20 protein-coding genes are annotated in these 21,849 nt (G+C 65.2%); 9 read left to right on the top strand and 11 right to left on the bottom strand.

Annotated features, from left to right (window positions below):
- The first annotated feature begins 319 nt into the window (after window positions 1-319).
- From RDV64_RS01100 to RDV64_RS01125, 6 genes are all read left to right on the top strand, one after another.
- Window positions 320-1,735: a circularly permuted type 2 ATP-grasp protein gene (locus RDV64_RS01100; protein WP_309197449.1), complete on the top strand. Its 1,416-nt coding sequence runs from the start codon at window positions 320-322 to the stop codon at window positions 1,733-1,735.
- A 37-nt stretch (window positions 1,736-1,772) separates the two neighbouring features.
- Window positions 1,773-2,717: an alpha-E domain-containing protein gene (locus RDV64_RS01105; RefSeq protein ID WP_309197450.1), complete on the top strand. Its 945-nt coding sequence runs from the start codon at window positions 1,773-1,775 to the stop codon at window positions 2,715-2,717.
- A gap of 174 nt (window positions 2,718-2,891) precedes the next feature.
- Window positions 2,892-3,764 carry a transglutaminase family protein gene (locus tag RDV64_RS01110; protein ID WP_309197451.1) on the top strand — a complete coding sequence of 291 codons (873 nt, stop codon included), beginning with the start codon at window positions 2,892-2,894 and terminating at the stop codon, window positions 3,762-3,764.
- A gap of 93 nt (window positions 3,765-3,857) precedes the next feature.
- Window positions 3,858-4,637 (top strand): peptidase, encoded by a 780-nt coding sequence (locus RDV64_RS01115; RefSeq protein WP_309197452.1) that lies wholly within the window; start codon window positions 3,858-3,860, stop codon window positions 4,635-4,637.
- A gap of 119 nt (window positions 4,638-4,756) precedes the next feature.
- Complete coding sequence (locus RDV64_RS01120; RefSeq protein ID WP_309197453.1) at window positions 4,757-5,968, top strand: diguanylate cyclase domain-containing protein; 1,212 nt, start codon at window positions 4,757-4,759, stop codon at window positions 5,966-5,968.
- 113 nt (window positions 5,969-6,081) lie between these two features.
- A complete protein-coding gene (locus tag RDV64_RS01125) occupies window positions 6,082-7,518 on the top strand; it encodes a homospermidine synthase (RefSeq protein ID WP_309197454.1) in 1,437 nt (478 codons plus the stop codon).
- Window positions 7,519-7,583: 65 nt separating this feature from the next.
- Here the strand turns inward: RDV64_RS01125 and RDV64_RS01130 are convergent, their stop codons facing one another.
- The 11 genes from RDV64_RS01130 to RDV64_RS01180 form a co-directional block, all read right to left on the bottom strand.
- Window positions 7,584-8,681 (bottom strand): DUF1513 domain-containing protein, encoded by a 1,098-nt coding sequence (locus RDV64_RS01130; protein WP_309197455.1) that lies wholly within the window; start codon window positions 8,679-8,681, stop codon window positions 7,584-7,586.
- Complete coding sequence (locus RDV64_RS01135) at window positions 8,681-9,754, bottom strand: imelysin family protein (protein WP_309197456.1); 1,074 nt, start codon at window positions 9,752-9,754, stop codon at window positions 8,681-8,683. The genes RDV64_RS01130 and RDV64_RS01135 overlap by 1 nt, the downstream gene beginning before the upstream one ends.
- On the bottom strand, window positions 9,754-11,277 hold the full coding sequence (locus RDV64_RS01140) for a di-heme oxidoredictase family protein (protein WP_375143785.1): 1,524 nt from the start codon (window positions 11,275-11,277) through the stop codon (window positions 9,754-9,756). Before RDV64_RS01140 ends, RDV64_RS01135 begins: the two co-directional genes overlap by 1 nt.
- 31 nt (window positions 11,278-11,308) lie before the next feature.
- Entirely contained in the window at window positions 11,309-11,794 is a 486-nt protein-coding gene (gene bfr / locus RDV64_RS01145; protein ID WP_309197457.1) for a bacterioferritin, read from the bottom strand.
- Window positions 11,794-12,054, bottom strand: coding sequence for a (2Fe-2S)-binding protein (locus RDV64_RS01150; RefSeq protein WP_309197458.1), 261 nt, complete (start codon window positions 12,052-12,054; stop codon window positions 11,794-11,796). The genes bfr and RDV64_RS01150 overlap by 1 nt, the downstream gene beginning before the upstream one ends.
- A gap of 26 nt (window positions 12,055-12,080) precedes the next feature.
- Window positions 12,081-13,343: an imelysin family protein gene (locus RDV64_RS01155; protein WP_309197459.1), complete on the bottom strand. Its 1,263-nt coding sequence runs from the start codon at window positions 13,341-13,343 to the stop codon at window positions 12,081-12,083.
- 380 nt (window positions 13,344-13,723) lie between these two features.
- Window positions 13,724-14,653 carry an HAD hydrolase-like protein gene (locus RDV64_RS01160; RefSeq protein WP_309197460.1) on the bottom strand — a complete coding sequence of 310 codons (930 nt, stop codon included), beginning with the start codon at window positions 14,651-14,653 and terminating at the stop codon, window positions 13,724-13,726.
- Window positions 14,650-15,420 carry an SDR family NAD(P)-dependent oxidoreductase gene (locus tag RDV64_RS01165; RefSeq protein ID WP_309197461.1) on the bottom strand — a complete coding sequence of 257 codons (771 nt, stop codon included), beginning with the start codon at window positions 15,418-15,420 and terminating at the stop codon, window positions 14,650-14,652. Before RDV64_RS01165 ends, RDV64_RS01160 begins: the two co-directional genes overlap by 4 nt.
- 3 nt (window positions 15,421-15,423) lie before the next feature.
- Window positions 15,424-15,987, bottom strand: coding sequence for an SIS domain-containing protein (locus tag RDV64_RS01170; protein WP_309197462.1), 564 nt, complete (start codon window positions 15,985-15,987; stop codon window positions 15,424-15,426).
- Entirely contained in the window at window positions 15,984-17,312 is a 1,329-nt protein-coding gene (locus RDV64_RS01175) for a sn-glycerol-1-phosphate dehydrogenase (protein ID WP_309197463.1), read from the bottom strand. The genes RDV64_RS01170 and RDV64_RS01175 overlap by 4 nt, the downstream gene beginning before the upstream one ends.
- A gap of 4 nt (window positions 17,313-17,316) precedes the next feature.
- Window positions 17,317-18,375, bottom strand: a complete 1,059-nt coding sequence (locus RDV64_RS01180; RefSeq protein WP_309197464.1) for a sn-glycerol-3-phosphate ABC transporter ATP-binding protein UgpC — start codon at window positions 18,373-18,375, stop codon at window positions 17,317-17,319.
- A 165-nt stretch (window positions 18,376-18,540) separates the two neighbouring features.
- Here RDV64_RS01180 and RDV64_RS01185 point away from each other — a divergent pair, with 165 nt between their 5' ends.
- The 3 genes from RDV64_RS01185 to RDV64_RS01195 all read left to right on the top strand — a co-directional run bounded on the left by RDV64_RS01185 (window position 18,541) and on the right by RDV64_RS01195 (window position 21,847).
- Window positions 18,541-19,881: a sugar ABC transporter substrate-binding protein gene (locus RDV64_RS01185; RefSeq protein ID WP_309197465.1), complete on the top strand. Its 1,341-nt coding sequence runs from the start codon at window positions 18,541-18,543 to the stop codon at window positions 19,879-19,881.
- Between the two features lie 158 nt (window positions 19,882-20,039).
- Entirely contained in the window at window positions 20,040-20,930 is an 891-nt protein-coding gene (locus RDV64_RS01190) for a sugar ABC transporter permease (protein WP_309197466.1), read from the top strand.
- Window positions 20,927-21,847 (top strand): carbohydrate ABC transporter permease, encoded by a 921-nt coding sequence (locus RDV64_RS01195; RefSeq protein ID WP_309197467.1) that lies wholly within the window; start codon window positions 20,927-20,929, stop codon window positions 21,845-21,847. Before RDV64_RS01190 ends, RDV64_RS01195 begins: the two co-directional genes overlap by 4 nt.
- The last annotated feature ends 2 nt before the right edge of the window (window positions 21,848-21,849 follow it).

Raw genomic sequence — 21,849 nt, forward strand, 5'->3', positions numbered from 1 at the left:
TGGCGGCGCCAGCAACCTCATTAATGTCTCCGTGTGGAGCATGCCACCCGAGAATGCGCCGCGCCGGCGTGACAAGCCTCCGGGCCGCACAGCTGCGCCCGGAAAATGCGGGGCGCGCCAATTTTGCCGATGGGAAGACCGGCGCCCCCGTACGTCTGCGCAGCACCGCAGGCGGCCCGAAACATGGTCCGAGAGCGGAAGCTTAACCGCCTTCGGTTAAAACGCGCGCCACCGACTGCCTCTCGATGCAGCAGACATCGGGCTTGATTTCCCACCTCGCACTGGTCACCGTCGAAATGAAGAGCATGTTTGAGCAGAGATGACACACTTTTTCGACGAGATGAGCGCCAAGGGCGTAACCCGCGACGGCTACGCCAGAATTGGCGAGTGGTTAGAAAATTCTCCGCCAGACCAGTTGCGCGCGCGCGCCCGGGAGGCGGAAATGCTGTTCCGCCGCATTGGCATCACTTTCGCCGTCTACGGCGAGAACGATGCCGAAGAACGGATCATCCCATTCGACATCGTGCCGCGCGTGATCACCAGCGACGAGTGGACCAAGCTCTCCAAAGGGCTTGAGCAGCGCGTCCGGGCACTCAACCTCTTCCTCGGGGACATCTATAACGAGGGCAAGATCCTCAAGGCCGGACTGATCCCCGAAGAGCTGATCTACCAGAACACCTACTACCGGCCCGAAATGTTCGGCGTGAAGGTCCCGCACGGCGTCTATACGCCGGTGTGCGGGATCGACGTGGTGCGCGTGGACGCCGACACGTTCTATGTGCTGGAAGACAACCTGCGCACCCCCTCCGGCGTCTCCTACATGCTGGAAAATCGGGAGGTGACGATGCGTCTCTTCCCGGACCTCTTCAACGACCACAAGATCGAGCCGGTCGAGCAATATCCCGACGAGCTCCTGTCCACGCTCCAGTCGCTGGCGCCGGCCGGTGCCCCGCGCGATCCCAACGTGGTGATCCTCACGCCGGGCTCCTTCAACAGCGCCTTTTACGAGCACTCCTTTCTGGCCGACCGGCTGGGCGTGGAGCTGGTGGAAGGACGCGACCTTTTCGTGCGCGACAACCACGTCTTCATGCGCACCACGGAAGGACCGCGGCAGGTCGACGTGATCTACCGCCGCCTCGATGACGATTATCTCGACCCCCTCGCCTTCCGTCCCGATTCGGTGCTCGGTGTGCCGGGGCTGATTGCGGCCTACCGCGCCGGCAACGTGGCCGTCGCCAACGCCATGGGCACCGGCGTGGCGGACGACAAGGCCGTCTACACCTACATGCCGGAAATCGTTAAGTTCTACCTTGGCGAAGAACCGATCCTCCAGAACGTGCCGACCTACCGCTGCCGCGAACCCGATGTGCTGAAATACGTGCTCGAACACCTCCCCGAACTGGTGGTGAAGATGGTGTCCGGCTCCGGCGGTTACGGGATGCTGGTCGGCCCGCGCGCCACCAAGGAAGAGATCGAGGCGTTCCGCGCCAAGCTGATTGCGGATCCCGACGAGTTCATCGCCCAGCCGACGCTGGCGCTCTCCACCTGCCCCACGTTCGTCGGCGAAGGCGTCGCGCCCCGCCACGTGGACCTGCGCCCGTTCGTGCTGATGGGCTCCAACGGCATCAAGACCATCCCGGGCGGGCTCACCCGGGTTGCACTCAAGGAAGGCTCTCTCGTGGTGAACTCAAGTCAGGGTGGCGGCACCAAGGATACGTGGGTGCTCGGCCGATGAACCTGACAAAACGCTTCACTTTCGGGGAGATCGCCTGATGCTTCTGTCACGCGTCGCCGCGGACCTGTTCTGGCTCGCCCGCTATACCGAGCGCGCTGAAAATACCGCGCGCATTCTGGATGTCGCCTCGCGCCTGTCCGCCATGCCGACCTCCTACGGCGGCACCACCAACGAGTGGGAATCGGCCGTCCTTGCCACCGGCTCCGGCGCCGCGTTCTCCGAGCGCTATGACGAGGCCAACCGGCGCAACGTGATCGACTGGCTGGCGTTCAGCCCGGAAAACTCGTCCTCGATCCGCTCCTGCCTCGACGTTGCGCGCCGCTCCGCCCGCTCGGTGCGCACGGCGCTCACCCGCGAGATGTGGGAGGCCATCAACGACGGCTGGCTGGAAATGCGCCGCTATTCGGTGGATTCGATGAGCCCGCGCCAGCTCACCGAGTTCTTGTCGTTCGTCAAGGAAACCTGCCTCAGGTTCGACGGCTCCACCTACCGCACCATGTTGCGCACGGATGCGCACTGCTTCTTCCGCCTCGGCACCTTCATCGAGCGGTCCGATGCCACGGCCCGCATCCTCGATGTGAAATATCATGTGCTTTTGCCCGAGGGCGACACGGTGGGCGGCGGCCTCGACTATTTCCAGTGGTCGTCGATCCTGCGCGCCGCCTCTGCGCTGTCGGCCTACCAGTGGGTGTTTCGCGAGGCGCTGCGGCCCTGGCGGGTTGCGGAACTGCTGATCCTGCGGCCCGAGCTGCCGCGCTCCATCGCGTCGTGCTCGGACAATGCCAGCCGTTTTCTGGACCAGCTCGCCGGCGATTATGGCCGCCACGGCCCGGCCCAGCGCGCGGCCCGCGCCATGCACGCAAGGCTTGCCAACCAGTCGATCGATGCGATCTACCGCGAAGGGCTGCACGAGTTTCTGGTGCGCACCGTTGCGGAGAACAACGCGCTCGGCGCTGCCATCGAGGAGCAGTATCTGCGCTGACTGCGCACCGGGTCGGCATAAATGCCAGTTGCGCATTTATCGCGCATGTGCGCCAACATAAGCCACGTGCAGGATTGCTGCTGCATATCCACAGCGCGTTGCCTCCGGCAACGCGACGGGGTCGTCAGTCGGCGCTAGCCTTGCGAGTGGACGGACGACCTTTGGGGGAACACCATGCGGCTCATGATCGAACACGAGACGCGGTATCGCTACGACCTTGCACCCGTTTCGGTGATCGAGGTGTTGCGCCTGACACCCTGCAACTCCGACAGCCAGTCGATCCGGGACTGGCGCATCACGGTGAGCGGCGACGCGCCGCTGCGCCGGTTCGAGGATGCGTTCGGCAACGTCAACCACACCTTCACCACCCCCGTGGGCGCAAACGAGGACCTTGTGGTCACCGCAACCGGCACGGTGGACACCTCCAGCACCAACGGCGTGATTTCCGGCACGCGTGAACGCCTGCCCCTGCCGGTGTTCCTGCGCGAGACCGACCTCACCCTTCCCTCGCCCGAAATCGTCGCGCTGGGCGAAGAGGCGCGCAACGGCGCCAGCGGCCTGCTCGACACCGCACACCGGCTGAACGGCCTCATCAACGAGCGTGTGAAGTTCGTGACAGGGTCCACCAACGTCGCCACCCACGCCAGCGACGCGCTGATTGCCGGCGAAGGCGTGTGCCAGGATCTGACGCACATCATTCTGGCCACGGCCCGCGCCGTCGGCCTGCCGGCACGCTATGTCTCCGGTTACCAGTTCGCTTCCGGTCAGGCGCGGGACGAGCATGCAGGCCACGCCTGGGCCGAAATTCATATCGAAGACCTCGGCTGGGTCGGCTTCGACCCCACCGCCGGCGGCAGCACCGATGACACCTATGTCCGCGTTGCCATCGGGCTCGACCATTTCGGCGCGTCGCCGGTGCGCGGTGCCACGTATGGCGGCGCGGGCGAGACGCTGGACGTCAACGTCACCATGGATCCCGGCGGGCGACGGCCGGGTAACACAGGGTCGCAATCCCAGACCCAGTCTTCTCAGTCACAGTCCCAGTAACGGGCGTACCCGGAACTGGCCGGCTGGACTGCGTTTCAATAGCGGCCAACCGCCCATTGCCCGGGCGCGAAAGATCAAGCCGGTGGAGCATCAATGACATACTGCATGGGCCTTCTCTTGCGGGACGGGCTGGTGATGGTCGGCGACACCCGCACCAACGCCGGCGTCGACAACATCGCCACCTTCCGCAAACTCCAGGTTTTCGAAGTTCCGGGCGAGCGGGTGATTGCCATCGCCACCGCCGGCAACCTTGCGGTGACCCAGGCCGTCATCAGCCATCTTCAGGATGGCCTCCCCTCCCCGACGGGCGAATTGCAGACGGTGTACACCGTTCCCTCCATGTTCGAGATGGCGCAGTTTGTCGGCCGTGCGGTGCACACGGTCCGCGACAGGGACGCCGCGGCGCTGGCCGAAGATGGCGGCCAGTTCGACTGTTCGCTGCTGGTGGCCGGCCAGATCGGCGACCGGCGGTTGCGCCTCTTCATGGTCTACCGTGCCGGCAACTTCCTCGAAACCACCGAGGACACCCCCTACGCGCAGATCGGCGAGCACAAATACGGCAAACCGATCCTCGATCGTTCGATCAACTTCGATACCCCGCTGGATGAGGCGCTGAAGATCGCACTGATCTCAATGGACTCGACCATGCGCTCCAACCTTGCGGTGGGCCTGCCGGTGGACGCGATGATCCTGCCGCGCGACAAGCTCCGAACCGCCGTCAACGTGCGCATCACCGAAGACGACACCTACTTCAACAGCGTGCGCAACCGCTGGTCCGAAGCACTTTGCGCCGCCCACAAGTCGATCCCCGATCCGCCCTACAGCAAGGCAGTCGACCCGCGGCGGGACATCAAGTCCGTCGGCACCGGCTGACCATATCTGCCCGGCCCGCAACGCAGCGGGCTGTCATGCCGGAACGGTATGGATAGGCTCGTGCAAGCCATGCGTTTCACTCTGAACCCGAAAATTCTCCCGTTCAGAGCGGTGCCGCGGTGTCCAGTGTTGCAAGCGTCCTTCCGAACCTCCTGAACCCCTTTGCGATCGTTATTATCGGCTCGCTTGCTGCCGGTTTCCTGTTCGACAGGGTGGCGGCGGGTCGGCGGCGCAATGTGCTGATCGGCCTTATCGGCGGCGCCGGATCGCTGGCAGTCATGTTCACCCCGTCCGGCGTGGCCCCCTTCGCGATCGACGGGCATATCTGCATCATTCTGGTGGCAAGTTTCTTTGGCGGACCGCTCGGGGCGCTGGCTGCCGTGCCGCTCCCCCTTGCCATGCAACTGGAACTTGGCGGCCCCGCCGTACCCATCGGGCTTGGCGCCATCGTCCTTGCGGCCTTGGTGGGCGCTGGCGTTCGCCTCGCCTGCAACAGGCTGGGTTTGCGCACCAGACGGCGCGCCGTGCTGCTGCTCGCCGCCGCCTCGCCACTGGTGGTGTGTGCGCTGGCTGTCCCGTCCGGCGGTTTTCTTGCAGGCCCGACCCTCCTCAGCCTCATAGGCTTCCTGGTATGGATGCCGACGCTCACTTTCCTGTTCGGCATCCTCGTCGGCAACGAGCTTGCCAGATCCGACGCCAAACGCCGGCAAGATGACGAGCAGCTTTTCTTCAGTCTCACGCAGACCGTGCGCGACAGCCTGCTGCGCTCACAGATCGAGCATCACGAGCGCCTCCATGAGCGCTACGGCGTCCACTATGCCTACCTGCTGGTTGCGCTGGACGACGGTGAGGCCATGTACGAGCGCACGCCGCCGGCCGACTGGGTCCGCTTCAAGGCCGCCGTTGCCCGGCAGCTGCGCGATTGTATTCGCGATTCCGACGTGTGCGCCCCGCTCGGCGAAGACCGGTTCGGCATTCTCCTGCCTTATACCAGCGCCGCCAACGCATACACCGTCGCGGAGCGGATCCAGGCTGCCGCCAACACCATCCTCAAGTTCGAGGGCAAGCCCGTCTCCGTATCCATCGGCCTTGCCCATGTGGACGACACCATGCCCGCCAACGACGTGATGATCACCGCGGAGGGTGCGCTGTTTCTGGCCAGCGCCAACGGCCAGAAGAATGTCATCGGCCCCTTCCCGAGCGACCGGCTGGAAGGCAATCCGGTGGTGCGTTCGTTTCCCGGCGCTCTGGTGCGGGCATCGGGGGCCAATGCCGCCCGCCTGCCCTCGCCCATTTCCCCCGATGGCCCTTCCAACGTCATACGATTGTAAAGCCAAAGCGCTTCTTGCGATCCGATCCGGTGCACATCCTCCTGCACGGATTTCCTTTCCGAGCGTCACCGCACTAAGTGACGGGAATGGACATCACGCGAAAGGAAGCACGAATGACCGACTGGCCGAACCATGGGACCATCACAGGACCGATCGTCATGATCGGGTTCGGCTCCATCGGACGGGGAACGCTGCCGCTGATCGAGCGTCACTTCACCTTCGACAAGAGCCGCATGGTGGTCATCGACCCGTCGGATGCCGACAAGGCACTGCTGGACGAGCACGGCGTCGCATTCAAGCAGATCGCCATCACCAAGGACAATTATCGCGACGTGCTGACACCGCTCCTCACCGAGGGTGAGGGTCAGGGCTTCTGCGTGAACCTTTCGGTCGACACCGGCTCGGTGGACCTGATGCGCCTGATGCGCGAACTCGGTGTCCTTTACATCGACACCGTGGTCGAGCCCTGGCCGGGTTTCTACTTCGACAAGAACGCCACCAATGCCACCCGCACCAACTACCACCTGCGCGAGACCGCCCGTGCCGAAAAGCGCGCGAACCCCGGCGGCACAACCGCTGTGTCCTGCTGCGGTGCCAACCCCGGCATGGTCTCCTGGTTCGTCAAGCAGGCCCTTGTAAACCTTAAGGACGACCTTGGCGACACGGGGCCCAAGCCGGAAAGCCGCGAAGAGTGGGCCGGGCTGATGCAGCGCCTCGGCGTCAAGGGCGTGCACATTGCCGAGCGCGACACCCAGCGCGCCAAGAAGCCCAAGCCGCTCGACGCATTCTGGAACACTTGGTCGGTGGAAGGCTTCATTTCCGAAGGCCTGCAACCGGCCGAGCTTGGCTGGGGCACACACGAAAAGTGGATGCCGGACAACATGGAAACCCAGGCCGACGGCTCGGGCTGCCAGGCCGCCCGCTTCCTCCTCCAGCCCGGCGCTGCGACCCGCGTTCGCACCTGGTGCCCCACCCCCGGCGAGCAGTACGGCTTTCTGGTGACGCACAATGAAAGCGTCTCCATCGCCGACTACTACACCGTCGGCGAGGGCCTCGACCCCGAGTACCGCCCCACCTGCCACTACGCCTACCACCCTGCCAACGACGCGGTGCTGTCGCTCCACGAGATGTTCGGCAAGGCCGGCAAGGCGCAGCCGGTGCTGCATGTGCTGGACGAAAACGAGATTGTCGACGGGATCGACGAGCTGGGCGTCCTTCTCTACGGCCACGACAAGAACGCCTACTGGTACGGTTCGCAGCTGTCGGTGGAAGAAACCCGCCGCATTGCCCCATACCAGAACGCCACCGGCCTTCAGGTGACCTCCGCCGTCCTCGCCGGAATGGTGTGGGCGCTGGAAAACCCGGAAGCCGGCATCGTCGAGGCGGACGAGATGGACCACGAGCGCTGCCTTGAAGTGCAGATGCCGTACCTCGGCCCCGTCAACGGTTTCTACACCGACTGGACGCCGCTCCACGGCCGTCCGGGCCTCTTCCCCGAGGACCTCGACATGGATGACCCCTGGCAGTTCCGCAACGTACTGGTCCGGTAGAACCAACCCGCGCGCGAACGGCAAAAGGGGCGGCTGCAAGGTCGCCCCTTTTTCGTGCCCGGGTGTCAGGCAGCGCGCGGCGGGATCGGCACCAGATGGTTGTCGAACGCGGCATCGCTTTGCGTGCCTGTGCCGTCGGACAGGCGGAAGACGCCGGTGCCGCTCGTCACCGCATAGCCTGTGGGGGCGGAGGCGGTGCCGGCAACATCGGGCACAACGTGCATCCTGCGCATCTGGCGGGTGGCCGCATTCCATTCCAGAAACACGCCGCCGGGCGGGCTGGTGGTGATCACCGTCTCGCCATCGGGCGTGACGGCGACCGAGCCCACATAGCGGTCCAGGCGGGCCATGGCATCGAGGTCGGCCTCGTTGAGGGTGAGGCCGCGATTGGCGTCGAACGTGCCGACCAGCGACAGGCGGTCCGTCTTCGGCCCCTCATACTGGCCGCCGAACCAGATCACGCCGGGCGCCGCCTCCGCCATGTGGCGCAGCGACAGCTGATAATAGTCGTGTGGCAGCGCCGCCTCGGCAATGAGGTCGCCGCTTGCGATGTCGATCAGCGTGAAGTTGGGCGCCATGTCCGGCAGGTTGAGCTTCTGGCGCGGATAGTCGGGGTGGGTGATGATCCCGCCGTTGGCCACCGCAATGGTCCGCCCGTCGCGCAGGAGCAGCGCCTCGTGCGGGCCGATGCCGTAGGTGGGAAATTCGCCGACGCGGGCATAGCCGCCGGTGGCATCGTAGATGCCGAGGACGCCGCGTTCGGCGTCGAAATCATTTTCTGTCGCGAACAGAAGCCTGCCGTCGGCGGAGAAGAAGCCGTGGCCCTCGAACAGGCGGTCCGGCGGGGGCGCGAAAACCGCGTCCACCGTCAGGCTCTCGACATCCACCGCAATGGCGAACTTGCCCGGACGGCGGGCGAACACCACCGCCGTGCGTGGCTGCGCGCGTACCGCGGCGGAGTGCCCGCGGGCGGCCATGCGGTGGCTGTAGAGCACCTCGCCATGGGGGCCGAGGATCGCCATGTCGAAGCCACCGCCGGCGTTGCGACGGGCGGTGACGAACGCCGGCTCGTTCGCGCCGGCAAATTCGGCTGCAAGAGCCGCCGGCACCGGCAGGAGAAGCGAGCCAGCGCCGGCCAGAAAGGCGCGCCGGGAGGTTGTCATCAGTCGCCGTCCATTGCGTTGAAGCCGGCAACGAAGCCCAGCTCGCCCGGAATGCGAACGGCCAGAATGGTATGGGCGCCAGCCAGGGGATGCGCGGCATAGGCCATGCGGCGGTGGCCTTCAGCGTCGGTGGCTAGTTCCCCGAACGGGCGGCCATCCGCGATCAGCGCTGCCAGCGTCCGGTGCACCAGCTCAAGCTCGAAGCGCACGCTTTGCAGCCACACATCATCCGCATTCAGCACTTCGACGAGCGGCGGGGCCAGAAGCGCATCCACGCCCGCCACGTTGCCCTCCAGGGCTGGCAGCGCGCCACCCGAGCGCCAGAACGGAATGCGTTTGGGATGCGCATCGTCGGGACTGTCGCCGATGCTGGCGCCGAGCTTCAGGTCCTTCACCATCTCGATCTGTTCGGCCGCGGCCTGCAGGATGTCCTGCAACGCTTCGCCGTGGTTGCGGTAGACGGGATTGTTCGGCCCGGCATCTTCCATCAGGGCCGCAAACGGGCCGCGCCAGTCTGCCTCCAGCGCACCAGCAACGTCGACAATGGTTGCGGCAATGGCGCTGCCATAGCGGCAGCGGAAGCTGCCGGGCGCCAGAAGGTCCTTTGCGCCCGTGCCAAACAGCACGAACTCCAGCGCCGGCAAGCCCTGCACCGCCACGCTCTTGACCTTGAGCGTCTCGGCTGTGGCTGCGGTCTCGTCGGCCTCGGCAATCAGGCCCTGGATCTGGCGGAGGCCTCGTCCCCGCCGGTCCGGCCAGAAGAACAGCCGATCGATCCGGTTGTCTTCCCGCGCCGGGCCGAAGCGGAACATCTCCACCTGGCTGAATGCGGTGAGGGACGCCAGAAACCCGTCGCGCGCTGCGGCAAGGCGCGCTTCGTCCGGCGCGGCACAAAGGTCGGCCACCAAGGCGGCCTCTGCCTTCGCCGCTTCGGTAAAGCGCGCATATTGCGGCACGATCACGGTCTCTATCAGCCCGGCGACGGCGGGGGCGAAGGCGCGTCCGCCCCCCTCCTGCGCCAAGGCCGGGCTGACCGCGAGTGCCACCATTGCGGCGAGGACGGCAGTCTTCATCAAAGCGACTCCAGATACCGGATCAGAGCAGCGCGGGCTTCGGGGTCCAGCGCCACCACCTTGTCACGCGCAGCCTGCGCTTCCCCACCATGCCACAGGATCGCCTCCAGAAGGTTGCGCGCCCGCCCATCGTGCAAAAAGTTGGTATGGCCGTTGACGGTTTCGGTGAGACCGATGCCCCACAGCGGCGCGGTGCGCCACTCCTGCCCGCTGGCGCTGCCGACGGGGCGACCATCGGCAAGGCCCTCGCCCATGTCATGCAACAGCATGTCGGTGTAGGGCCAGATGAGCTGGAACCGCTGCGCCCTGTTCTCGGCATCGCGCGAGGTCACGAACTTGGGCGTGTGGCAGGAGGCGCAGCCGGTGTTGTAGAACACGGCCTTGCCGGCCAGCACCTCGGGATCATCAAGGTCGCGGCGGGCCGGCACGGCGAGGTTGGCGGAATAGAACGCCACCAGCGGCAGGATCGGATCCGGCGCCTCCACCTCACCCAGACGCGGCTGAACGCCGCTCGGCAGGTCCCGGCATTCCGACTGGGCGATGGAGCACTCGCCGAACGCGTCCGTCACCAGCGGCGTGGAGATGCCGATATCGCCCGAAAACGCCTCCGCGGACTGGACCTTCACGCTCGGCGTCGATGCCTTCCAGCCAAAGCGGCCAAGGGTGAGCGCCCCGGTTTCCGGATCGCGCACCAGCGAGGGCTTGCCCGAGATCCCGTCGCCGTCTGCATCGTCCGGATCGGCCAGCGCCAGAATGTCGGCCGGATGGATCGCGTCCAGCAGCCCGAGCCCGATCATGGGGTTCGCAATCCGCAGCGAGGTCATCACGTCCGGCGCCATGGGGCCGTAGGCAAGGTCCTCGATGGTGATTTCGGGTTTGCGGAGCGATGCGGTCTCGCCGCCTGCAAGCTCTATCTCGGTCTCGTCATAGTTGATCGAGAAGCGGCCCTCGGCGGCAAGGCCGGGGACGGCAAAGTCCTGAAGCTGGCCGCCATAGGACGGTTCCGGGATGCGCAGGGTGTCGAAGTTTGCAAGGCGCGCCTCGTCCTCGGCCGTGCGCGGCGGAACCGACAGGCGCATCAGCATGGAGGTCGCGTCATCGTCCGCGCTGCGGGGCGGATGGCCCCGCCCGTCCTTCAGGTGGCAGCGCTGGCACGCACGGGCGTTGTAAAGCGGGCCGAGCCCATCGGACGCCGCGGTGGACGACGGCGAGGACACCCACAGCTTCTTGAAGATGCCGTTGCCGACGAAGAACGGCTCTCGCTCCTCGAACGTGAGGTTGGCGGACGGATGCGAGAACGCATTGCCGTCGGTGGCCGCTGTGGAGGTGGCAGCACCGCCGGGCTTTGCCTCGAAGGGTTCGGCGGCATCGAACCGGCTCGTCGGCCGGGTGACGCTTTGAACGCGCGCAAGGTCCGTTGCGGAAAGGTCGTTGCGCTTTGTGCCGAAAGGCAGCGCGTCGCTGGGTTCAAGATCGAGGGCGGCGGCCGTTACGGACAGGCCGGCGCCAATGGCGAGGACCACGAGGGCCCCGCCATATATCGTCGCGGATCGGTCAGCTGACCTCGTCCGCGGACTCGGCGTTGAGAAGGCAGTAGCGCTCCTCGCCGATTTTCTTGAGGAGCGCGATTTGCGTCTCCAAAAAGTCAATGTGACCCTCCTCGTCTTCCAGGAGCCGGTCAAAGAGCTCCTTGGATACATAGTCGCGCTCCTGGGCGCAGATTTCGCGCGAGTCGCGGTACGCTGTGCGGGCGTCGTGTTCGCCCGCCAGATCGGCTTCGAGCACTTCGCTGACATTGGTTCCGATGCGCAGGGGTGCCAGAGTCTGCAAGTTGGGGTGACCGCCGAGAAAGATGATGCGCGACGTTATGCGGTCGGCATGCTGCATCTCTTCGATGGATTCGGCGCGCTCTTTCTTGGCGAGCTTGCCGAGGCCCCAGTCTTCGAGGAGCCGGTAGTGCAGCCAATATTGATTGACGGCCCCAAGCTCGAGAAACAATGCTTGATTGAGTCGTTCAATAACGCGGGGGTTACCGTCCATTATCCGTCCTTAGGCACCAGAGATTTGAGCGGTGATGCCGAAAGGATGGCCGCCCCGTCAACCTCATTCATTGCTTGAGTGAGGAGTTCAGAAACGATCCGCGCAACCGAAGGAAAACAGCTGCAGCAGCGGCCGCGCTTCTGAATTGCGCGGTAGATGGACTGCGGTTCGAGCGAAGCACCGGGGTCTGCCGCCAGAATTTGCCTGGCCGCATCCTCGACTTCTGCCCGCAGGATGACATTGCAGTGACAGACGATCATCGCTCGATTCCCCGCGTTCTGGGATTTTACTGGAAGACTGCGTTCGGGGCGTCGAGGCTGTCGGAGCCTTCGATCTCGATCGCACCGAGGTCGAGAGTGGCCACCACCCGCTCGATGGACGGCGTCTGGTTGATGAGGCCGTCAATGGCAGCCTGCACCACAGCATTGCCCTCTTCGTTGCCTTCGCCGATCATCTGGTCGTAGGCCTCGATGCTCTCGGCCCGGGCCTTCATGGCTGCCATGGCGGCCACGGTCTCGTCCAGCGCAGCCAGCATCTCGTCGTCGAGGTCAGCATTGTCTGCTGCAACAACGTCCGACAGGGACGGACCGCTGACGATCGAGCCGTCAATCCGGCGATAGCTGCCGGTGTAGACGTTGCGGATGCCGATGGCATCGAAGTAGTGCGAATTGTGCGTGTTGTCGGAGAAGCAGTCGTGCTCTTCCTCCGGATCGTGCAGGAGGAGACCGAGCTTCATGCGCTCGCCGGCCAGCTCGCCGTAAGAGAGCGACCCCATGCCGATGAGGATGGAGGCAAGCCCCGCCTGCTCATCGTCCAGCAGCACCTGGCGCGCTTCGCCCTCGGGACCCCATGCGACAACCATGTCTTCCAGGTCGCTCAGCAGAAGTTCGGATGCGGCCTTGAGAAAGGCGCCGCGGCGGTCGCAATTGCCGTTGGTGCAGTCTTCGGTGTCGAAGTCGGACGCCTCGCGCATCCCGGCGCCGGCGTCGGTGCCGTTCAGGTCCTGGCCCCAGAGCAGGAATTCGATGGCGTGATAGCCGGTCGCGACGTTCGCCTCGACTTCCTCGGCCTCATGCAGCGTATCGGACAGCAAAGTCGGGGTGATCTCGGTGGCATCAACCTCTGCGCCGTTCACGTTGATCACCGGGTTGGCAATCACGTTGACGGTGTAAAGAGCATTGGCATCCGATTCGGTGCCGTAGTCGGCCGCCACGTAGTCGATCAGGCCTTCGTCCAGCGGCCAGGCGTTCACCTTGCCTTCCCAGTCGTCGACGATGGCGTTGCCGAAGCGGTAGACCTCGGTCTGCTGGTAGGGCACGCGTGCCGCGACCCAGGCAGCGCGAGCCGCCAGAAGCGTGGCCTGGCTGGGTGAAGCAAGCAATGCGTCGATGGAGGCGTCGAGCGCCTGTCCGGTCAGCAGAGCGTCCTCGTAGCCGGCGTGGGCAATGTCGGCGTAGGTGTTCAGCACGGCAGCGGGGGCCGGGCCCTCCGCGTGGGCTGCACCAACCGAAACGAGTGCGATCGCCGCAGCGGTCAGGGTGAGCTTCATCGGGGTCTCCTTGGCGTCGCGACATCCGTCGCATCGAAAGCCGACTGGATCGGCCTAATATCTTTACCCGTGATCGCGCCAAGAAAGCCTCAAGTCAACACAAGAAAACGGTAGAATAACTCCAAGTTTCGCAGTGGAATATTTGGTTTTGAATTATTCAAAACAAATCATCTGGCAATTTCTCCACCACAGGTTTCATGCCGGAGCAGAAACGGCACTGTAGCCTGCACTCTGATTTTTGAATAATTCCAATAAATGCACCATCGCGCACACTGGACACTACGCCAGGCAGGGCAGAGTGGCGCCACGCGCAAAATGCCGCAACCGCGCGCAGGGTGGTGGAGACAGGGGCCGCACCTGGAGCCGCAGGGGTGCGCCGGTCAGGTCGTGACGGCCACGTGGTCCGGCACGATGCCCGTGGCGGCAATGAAGGGCGCCGCATCCCTCCCGGCGTAAACGCCATGCGCCGTAATGAGGACCGTGCCGAAGCCCGCTGCACGGCCGCCCAGAATGTCTGTGTGAAGCGTGTCGCCGACCATGGCGAAGCGGTCGCGCGGCACGTTGCCGGCAACGCGCTCCACCACCGCGTCAAAGGCCCGGCCGAACGGCTTGCCGCAGAAATTCATGGGAAGATCCCGCTGGTCGGCCAGGTCGTGCGCCCAGAAGCCGGGCTCGATGCTGGGGCCGGTTTCGCGCGGGGCCACAAGATCGGGGTTGGCGACCACCACCGGGCGCGGCTTCCGGGCAAGCGCCTCGGCCAGCCGCATCTGGCGCGCGGTGCTCCACTGGTCGCCGGACAGAAGCAGGATCGCGTCCGCATCGCGGTACGCCGTGTCATCATCGCCCAGCGCAACGGCCCTGCCGGGAAGCTTCGCCATCGACCCCTCCCCCGCGGACGTGACCCCCCACATCGTATCTGCCGGAAAGTCCGCCATGGCCTCCAGCGCAATATCGCGGCTGGAGATGATCTCGGCGGCCGTGAAGTCAAAGCCGAGCCCGTCATATTTCGTGACGCTGGCCGCGGCCGGGTACGACGCCGAATTGGTGAGCACGATCAGCCGCTTGCCAGCGTTGCGCAGCTCTGCCATCCGCGCCGCTGCACCCGGAATTGCCGATGCGCCGACATTGAGCACGCCAAAACCGTCCAGCACGAACACATCGTAGCGGTCCGCCACCGCCGAAAGGTCGGCCACGGCCTGCGGGACGATGCCGGCGAAATCCGCCGCGGGCAGGCGGGGGCGAACGGCCTCGTAACGGTCGGTGATCCACTCGGCGTCGATGTTGCGGGGCGGCGGGGTGGTGCGTGTCATACGGAAGAGAACCCGCCTTCGATCATGATGAGTGCGCCATTGACGAGGCCTGACGCGGGAGAAGCCAGATAGAGCGCACAGTCGGCGATCTCCACCGGCTCGCCGAAGCGGCCGAGCGGGGTTTTCGCCAGCATTGGCTCGCCCTTTTCGGGAGGGCCCCAGATCTCGCGGCCCATTTCGGTGAGCACCACCGTCGGGCAGATGGCGTTGACCTGAATGTTGTGCGGCGCCCACTCCGCCATCAGCGACTTGGTGAGCGCGTTGAGCGCGCCCTTGGAGGCGGCATAGGCGGCATGGTCCGCCAGCGCGATCACGCCGGTTTGCGATGAGATGTTGATGATCTTGCCCCAGCGTTGCGCGATCATCTGCGGTGCCAACGCGCGCGACAGCAAAAACGGCGCGCGCACGTTGACGGCCATGGTGTCGTCGAACGCCTCAGCCGTCAGCGCAAGCGCCGGGGCGACCGGGGCGATCCCTGCGCAGTTGACCAGAATGTCGATGGTGCCCCAGGCAGCGAGCACCTCCGCAGCCACCGCATCGGCGCCTGCAGCGGTGGTGAGGTCGCCCGCAATCGGCAGTGCCTTGCGGCCGCTGGCGGTGACGGCATCGGCCGTGTCCTCAAGCGCCGCTCTGTCGCGGCCGACCAGCGCCACGTCGGCCCCGGCATCGGCGAAGACGCGCGCGATCTCGGCGCCGATGCCGCGGGAGGCGCCGGTCACAAGTGCGCGCCGGCCGGCGAGCGAGAAGCGGTCCATCCAGTCGGCCATGGCCTACTCCAGGTTGGTGTGCCGATCGCGCATCTGGTCCGGCGCAACACCGAGCCTTTCGCGCAGCATCAGCACCAGCACCTCGAAGGCCACATATTGTGCGCCCTCATAGAGCGAACCCATGGGGAGGACCGATGTGCCGCCGGCCCCAGGTGTGTCATCCGCCATGGTCTGCGCGGGGATGACGAACACGATGTCCGTGCTCCGCGGCACCCGGCCGCCCGGCTGTGCGGTGATTGCGGCGGTGGTTGCGCCAGCATCGTTGGCAACACCAACGAGTGCGGCGACGGTTGAGAAGTGGCCCGGCCCGGCGCTGACCAGCAGCAGGTCGCCCTCGCCCACCGGCGGCGCGCCCATATCGCCCACCACGTGCGCATCAAGGCCGAGATGATAAAGGCGCATGCCGAGTGCGCGCATCATCAGCCCCTCGCGGCCGACGCCATACACCACAATCCGCTTTGCCGCCGCGATGGCATCCACCAGCTCGGCGGCGGATGCGTCGTCGAGCCCGGCGACGGCGGCGCTGATTTCGGCCGCGGCGCGCCGTGCAAGCTCCGCGGCGCTCATCGGGCGGGCGCCACGGCGTCGATGGCGGCATCCAGAAGGCCGCATTCTTCCAGAAGGTCGAGCACGGTGTAGCGTGAGCGGATGAAACGCCCGGCGCGAATGGTCTTGCGCAAATGCGCGGTATCGACGCCGATGTCCGCCGCCTCCACCGGCGCGCCTGCCTCGGTCAGCAGCGTGGCCATTTCGGGCGCGCGCATCATGCGGCCGGACAGTCGGGCCGAGAGGGCCGGCCACGCGGCGGCGATGTCGGCAAGGCGCGCGCGGTGGGCGTTGGCGCCAAGATCCTTCGCCTCGGTTTCCACCACGGCGCGCTCGCCAATGGCTGACGACATGAGGCTTGCGATTTCGGCGCGCTTGTCCGTCATCGACGGTGCGGCTGCCACAATGGCCTCGGCATCGAGCGCGGTGAGGTCTTGCCCAAGAAGCCAGTCATAAAGGCGCAGCGCTGTCATGCAGCCCACGGACACGCACGCGCCGTGGCTGACCCTCTCACCGTCCTGCGTCAGATTTTCCATCTCCCACATGTGGGCGATCTGGTGGTCGGCGCCGGATGCGGGCCGCGACGTGCCGTGGAATTCCATCGCGAGGCCCGAGAGGGTGAGGCCGGTGAAGAGGTCCGCGATGGCGGCCGGGTCGCCGGCCTTCACGGCGGCGGGAGCGGAGAGCCAACCGGCGAGGTTGTCCTGCACCAGCGGCCACGCCACATCGTCGAGCGGCTCGATGCCCAGCGCATCGGCAACCAGCCAGTCGCCGCCCGCAGGCACCTTGCCCGCAAGGTCGCCATAACCCCAGCCGGACATGGCAGCCGGGGCGTTCGCCACAATGTCCATGTCCGCCAAAATCGCCAGTGGCGCGCGGCAGGGGATTGTCTTCTTGAAGCCTGCCACCGACAGCGGCGCACCGGCGGAAGAGTAGCCGTCCATGGATGCGGCAGTCGCGACACAGAGATAAGGCACACCGCGCTGGAAGGCGGCGTATTTGGTGACGTCGTGGATCACGCCGGAGCCGACCGAGACCGGCGTCTCGCCATTCGCGATGAACGCGGCGATCTCGTCGCCCAGCTCTGCGGTCGGCTTGGGGCGCGGGGATGCCGGCAGCACCATGCGGCGGACGGTGATGCCCGCGCCGGTGAGGGCTGCCTCGGCGGCCTTTCCGGCGGCGCTGTACGTGTTCTCGTCGGCCACCAGCGCCACGGCTCTGGTGCTGAAATGGCGGCCGAGCAGGTCCGGCAGGGTCGCAAGGATGCCATTGCCGACGGCAATCTCGGCGATGGCCCGCGAACGGGCGACGGCCGCGGCGGTGAGGTCGTCTGCTTTGTCGAGCATGGGGTCAGCCGAGGGTCAGGTTCGCGCCGTCGGCGCCGAAAAGGTGGATGCGCTGGGGCGGCAGGTCGAGGCCGACGCGGTCGCCGTGCCGGGTGGAATTATCGCCGTCGGTCTTGATGACGATGCGTTCGCCGCCATCCAGCGTCGCGTAGAGGTAGCTCTCGCCGCCAAGAGCCTCCTTCACGTCGATGCTGGCGTCGAACATGCCGGCGCCCGGCGCGGTGAGGCCGATGTGCTCGGGCCGGATGCCGAGGCGCCGGGCGCCTTCCGGCACGTCGCGCCCTGTGGGCACGGGCCTTCCGGCGTAGCGCAGCGCGCCGCCGTCCACCGCAATGTCGAGGAAGTTCATGGCCGGGGCGCCGATGAAATCGGCAACGAAGGCGCTTTTGGGCGAATGGTATAAATCCATCGGCGAGCCGACCTGCTCCACCCTGCCCTTGTTCAGGACCACGATGGTGTCGGCCATCGTCATCGCCTCCACCTGGTCGTGGGTGACGTAGATCATCGTGGATTTCAGCTTGGAGTGCAGCGCCTCCAGCTCGACGCGCATCTGGATGCGCAGCTTGGCGTCGAGGTTGGAGAGCGGCTCGTCGAAGAGGAAGACTTCCGGCTCTTTCACGATGGCGCGGCCGATGGCAACGCGCTGCCGCTGACCGCCCGAAAGATGCGCGGGCTTGCGGGAAAGATAGTCCTCCAGCTGCAACACGCGCGCGGCCTCGGCGACGCGCGCCCTTCGCTGTGCCTTGTCCACGCCATTGATCTTCATGCCGAATTCCATGTTGTCACGGACCGACATGTGCGGGTACAGCGCATATGACTGGAACACCATCGCAACGCCGCGGTCGGACGGGGCAACCGCTGTCACGTCCTTGCCGCCAATCTCGATGGTGCCGCCGGAGATGCCTTCGAGCCCTGCGATGGAGCGCAGGAGGGTCGACTTGCCGCAGCCGGACGGGCCGACGAACACCACAAACTCGCCATCCTTGATGTCGAGCGAAATGTCGTGAAGCGCCTGCACGTCGCCGTAATGCTTGTCGACGTTCGACAGCCGAACATCGGCCATGGCCATCCTCCCAGTCCGGCGCGTTCGCCGTTTTTTACGGCAATATGCGCTCTTCGATGCTTTACAAATGTATCGTTACGATTACACTTTAGTCAATTGCGGGTCACCGCAGAAAAGTGTGCAGCCTTGTTCATCTCAGGGCGAGGCGCCGAAGGGAGGACTTTTATGAACTTCAAAAGCACTGTGAGCGCACTTGCGCTCGCCGCCACGTTCACCGCCGCACCGGCGATGGCGCAGGACTGGTCGCTGGAAGAAGCGGCAAAACCTTATGCCGGCACTACAGTCGACGCCGTGTTCCTGCTGCGCCCCGGCTATGAAGCCGGCGAGAAGATGCTGGAAGACTTCACCGCGCGCACCGGCATCGAGGTCAACCTCATCAAGCTCCCCTACGAGAATGCGCTGGGCGAGCAGGTCCGCGACTTCGTCGCCGGCGGCGACCTCGACGTCGCGCTGATCGACCTCGTCTGGATCGGCAACTTTGCCGAGAATGGCTGGATCGCACCCATCGACGAGATCAAGTCCGAGTTCCCGGGCGTGGTCGATCCCAACATCGACATGGACGACTTCTTCCCGCTCATCATGGAAGCGTTCGGCGCCTGGAACGGCGTCCAGTACGGCCTGCCGTTCGACAATTATTCCGGCCTGATGTTCTACAACAAGTGCATGCTGGAAGAAGCCGGCTACGACGGCCCGCCGAAGACCTGGCAGGAGGTGATGGACGACTACGGTCCCAAGCTCACCAAGGACGGCAAGTACGCCTACGCCCTCCAGTCCAAGCGCAACGAGACCCAGTCGGCCGACAGTTTCGCCCGCTTCCTGTGGCCGTTCGGCGGTTCGTTCCTCGACGCGGACTTCAAGTCCAACCTCAACTCCGAGGACAGCCAGAAGGGCCTTCAGTTCCGCCAGGACCTGATGAAGTACATGCCCGAAGGCATTGTCGCCTATGACCACGCCGAGGCGATCAACGCACTGGCGCAGGGCGACGTGGCGTTCCTCACCGAATGGTCGAGCTTCTATTCGACGCTGAAGGATCCCAACACGTCCACCATCGTCGACTGCCTTGGCGTGGCACCGGAGCCCGAAGGCCCGGCGGGCCGCAAGCCGGCTCTCGGCGGCTTCTCCCTTGCCGTTGCCGAACAGGCCGACGACGACGAGAAGGCCGCGGCCTGGCTGATGATCCAGTACCTCACCTCCAAGGAAAACGCGAAGACCTACCTTGAGCTTGGTGGCGTCCCGGGCCGCCAGTCGGTCTACAAGGAACCCGGCGTTGCCGAGGAGTACGCCTTCGTCGAGCCGCTGGTCGCTTCCTGGCAGGACGGTGTGCCGGAATTCCGTCCCCGGTTCGCCGAGTGGCCGGAAATCACCGAGATCGTGCAGGAGTGGGGCACCAAGATGATGCTCGGCGACGTGTCGGTCGAGGAAGGCTCCAAGGAAATCGGCACCCGCATGGAAGAAGTGCTGGACGACGCCGGCTATTATGACGGCGACAAGCCGCTCGCCCAGTAACACCGCAACAACCGAGCCGGGCTCACCCAGCGCCCGGCTCATCTCCCGACTTGGGCGGCGGCACGCCGCCGCCCATTCTTTTCCTTCCGGCGGCACCCGCCGTTCCTTCACTTCGATCCGGCGGAACAGGTCCGCCGAACGGCCCGCGGAGGGCGCCAATGACGCAAGTCTACGGTCGCGTGTCCCGCGGCACCATTTTCGCTTTTCTGGGCCCGGCGGTCATTTCGCTGGCGGTCATCGGCATCGTCCCCCTTGGCTTTGCGGTGTGGACCAGCCTGCGCGACTACAACCTCACCAAGCTTGCCCGCGAAAAATTCATCGGTTTTGAAAATTACGCGACAGTCCTGACAGACGGCGCGTTCTGGGATGCGATGGGCCGCACCTTCACGCTGCTGGCCATCGCATTGCCGATCCAGATTGCGCTCGGCCTCGGCATCGCGCTCATCTTGCACAAGCCCGGCCTCGGCTACCTGAAAACGCTGACCCGCCTTGCGCTGGTGGTTCCGATGGCGACCACCTACGCGGTGGTCGGCCTCCTCGGCCAGGTGATGTTCAATCTCAAATATGGCGTCATCAACCAGATCCTCGGCTGGATCGGCCTCGGCCCTTATGACTGGATCGGCGATCCTGATCTCGCCTTTGCCGCCATCGCCTTCTGGGACGTGTGGCAGTGGACGCCGTTCTGCACGCTCGTGCTGCTCGCCGGTCTCACCACCGTCCCGTCCGAGATCGAGGAAGCGGCGCGGCTGGAAACCAAAAGCCCGTGGACGATCCTGCGCCACGTCCAGCTTCCTTATCTCTTCCCCGCGCTGACCGCGCTCCTGATCTTGCGCACTGCGGACGTCCTCAAGCTCTTCGACATGGTGTTCACCATGACCAGAGGTGGTCCCGGCTCTGCCACCGAGTTGATTTCGCTCCTGATCCAGCGTGTCGGTTTCCGCGCGTTCGACCAGGGGCTTGCATCGGCGCAGGCGGTGATCCTTCTTATCATCACCATTGTGCTGGCGCGCCTTTACATCCGCTTCTTCTACCGGGAGGTGGACCGATGAGCTCCGACACCCTGCGCGAGCCCCAGAGCGCCGGCGCGCCCCCTGCCCCGGCCCCCGCCCCGGCGCGTGCTGCCGCCGGCCGCCGCACCTCGGCCAACCCCGGCAGCCGTGGCGGCGCCTGGGGTCAGATCCTGCTTCTGGCGCTCGTCATCCTGTTCTGCATCTTCCCGTTCTACTGGATGGTGACGACCAGCCTCAAAACCCAGATCGTGGCGCTCCAGTCGCCGCCGGCCTGGGCGTTCACCGCCACGCTCGCCAACTATGTGGAAGTGCTGTTCGAAGATGCGGTCAGCGCCACCTTGATCAATTCGCTCATTGTCGCGGTCTGCACCACGTTGCTTGCCCTGGCGCTCGGCACACCGGCCGCCTACGCGCTCGCAAGGTTCCAGTTCCGCGGCAAGACCGACCTTTGGTTCTGGTTCATCACCAACCGGATGGTCTCCCCGGTGGTGCTGGCGCTGCCCTTCTTCCTCATCGTGCGGATGCTGGGGCTGCTCGACACCCACATCGCGCTGATCCTCATCTACCTGACCTTCAACCTTCCCATCGTCATCTGGATCTGTACGGACCAGTTCCGCTCGATCCCCAAGGACCTCGACGAGGCAGCCTTGCTGGAAGGGGCATCGCAATTCACCATCTTTCGCAAGATCTGCCTGCCGCTTGCCATGCCCGGCGTGGCGGTAAGCGCGATCTTCTCGTTCATCTTTTCGTGGAACGAGCTGATGTTTGCCCTTGTTCTCACACGAAGTGATGCCAAGACTGCACCGGCAATGGCAGTGTCCTTCATGGAGGGCTACAGCCTCCCCTACGGCAAGATCATGGCCACCTCGACATTGATTGTGATTCCCGTGATTGTGTTTGCTCTCATTGCCTCCAAGCAACTCGTGCGCGGTCTCACCATGGGCGCGGTCAAATAAAC

Source organism: Acuticoccus sp. MNP-M23, assembly GCF_031195445.1.
Lineage (GTDB): Bacteria > Pseudomonadota > Alphaproteobacteria > Rhizobiales > Amorphaceae > Acuticoccus.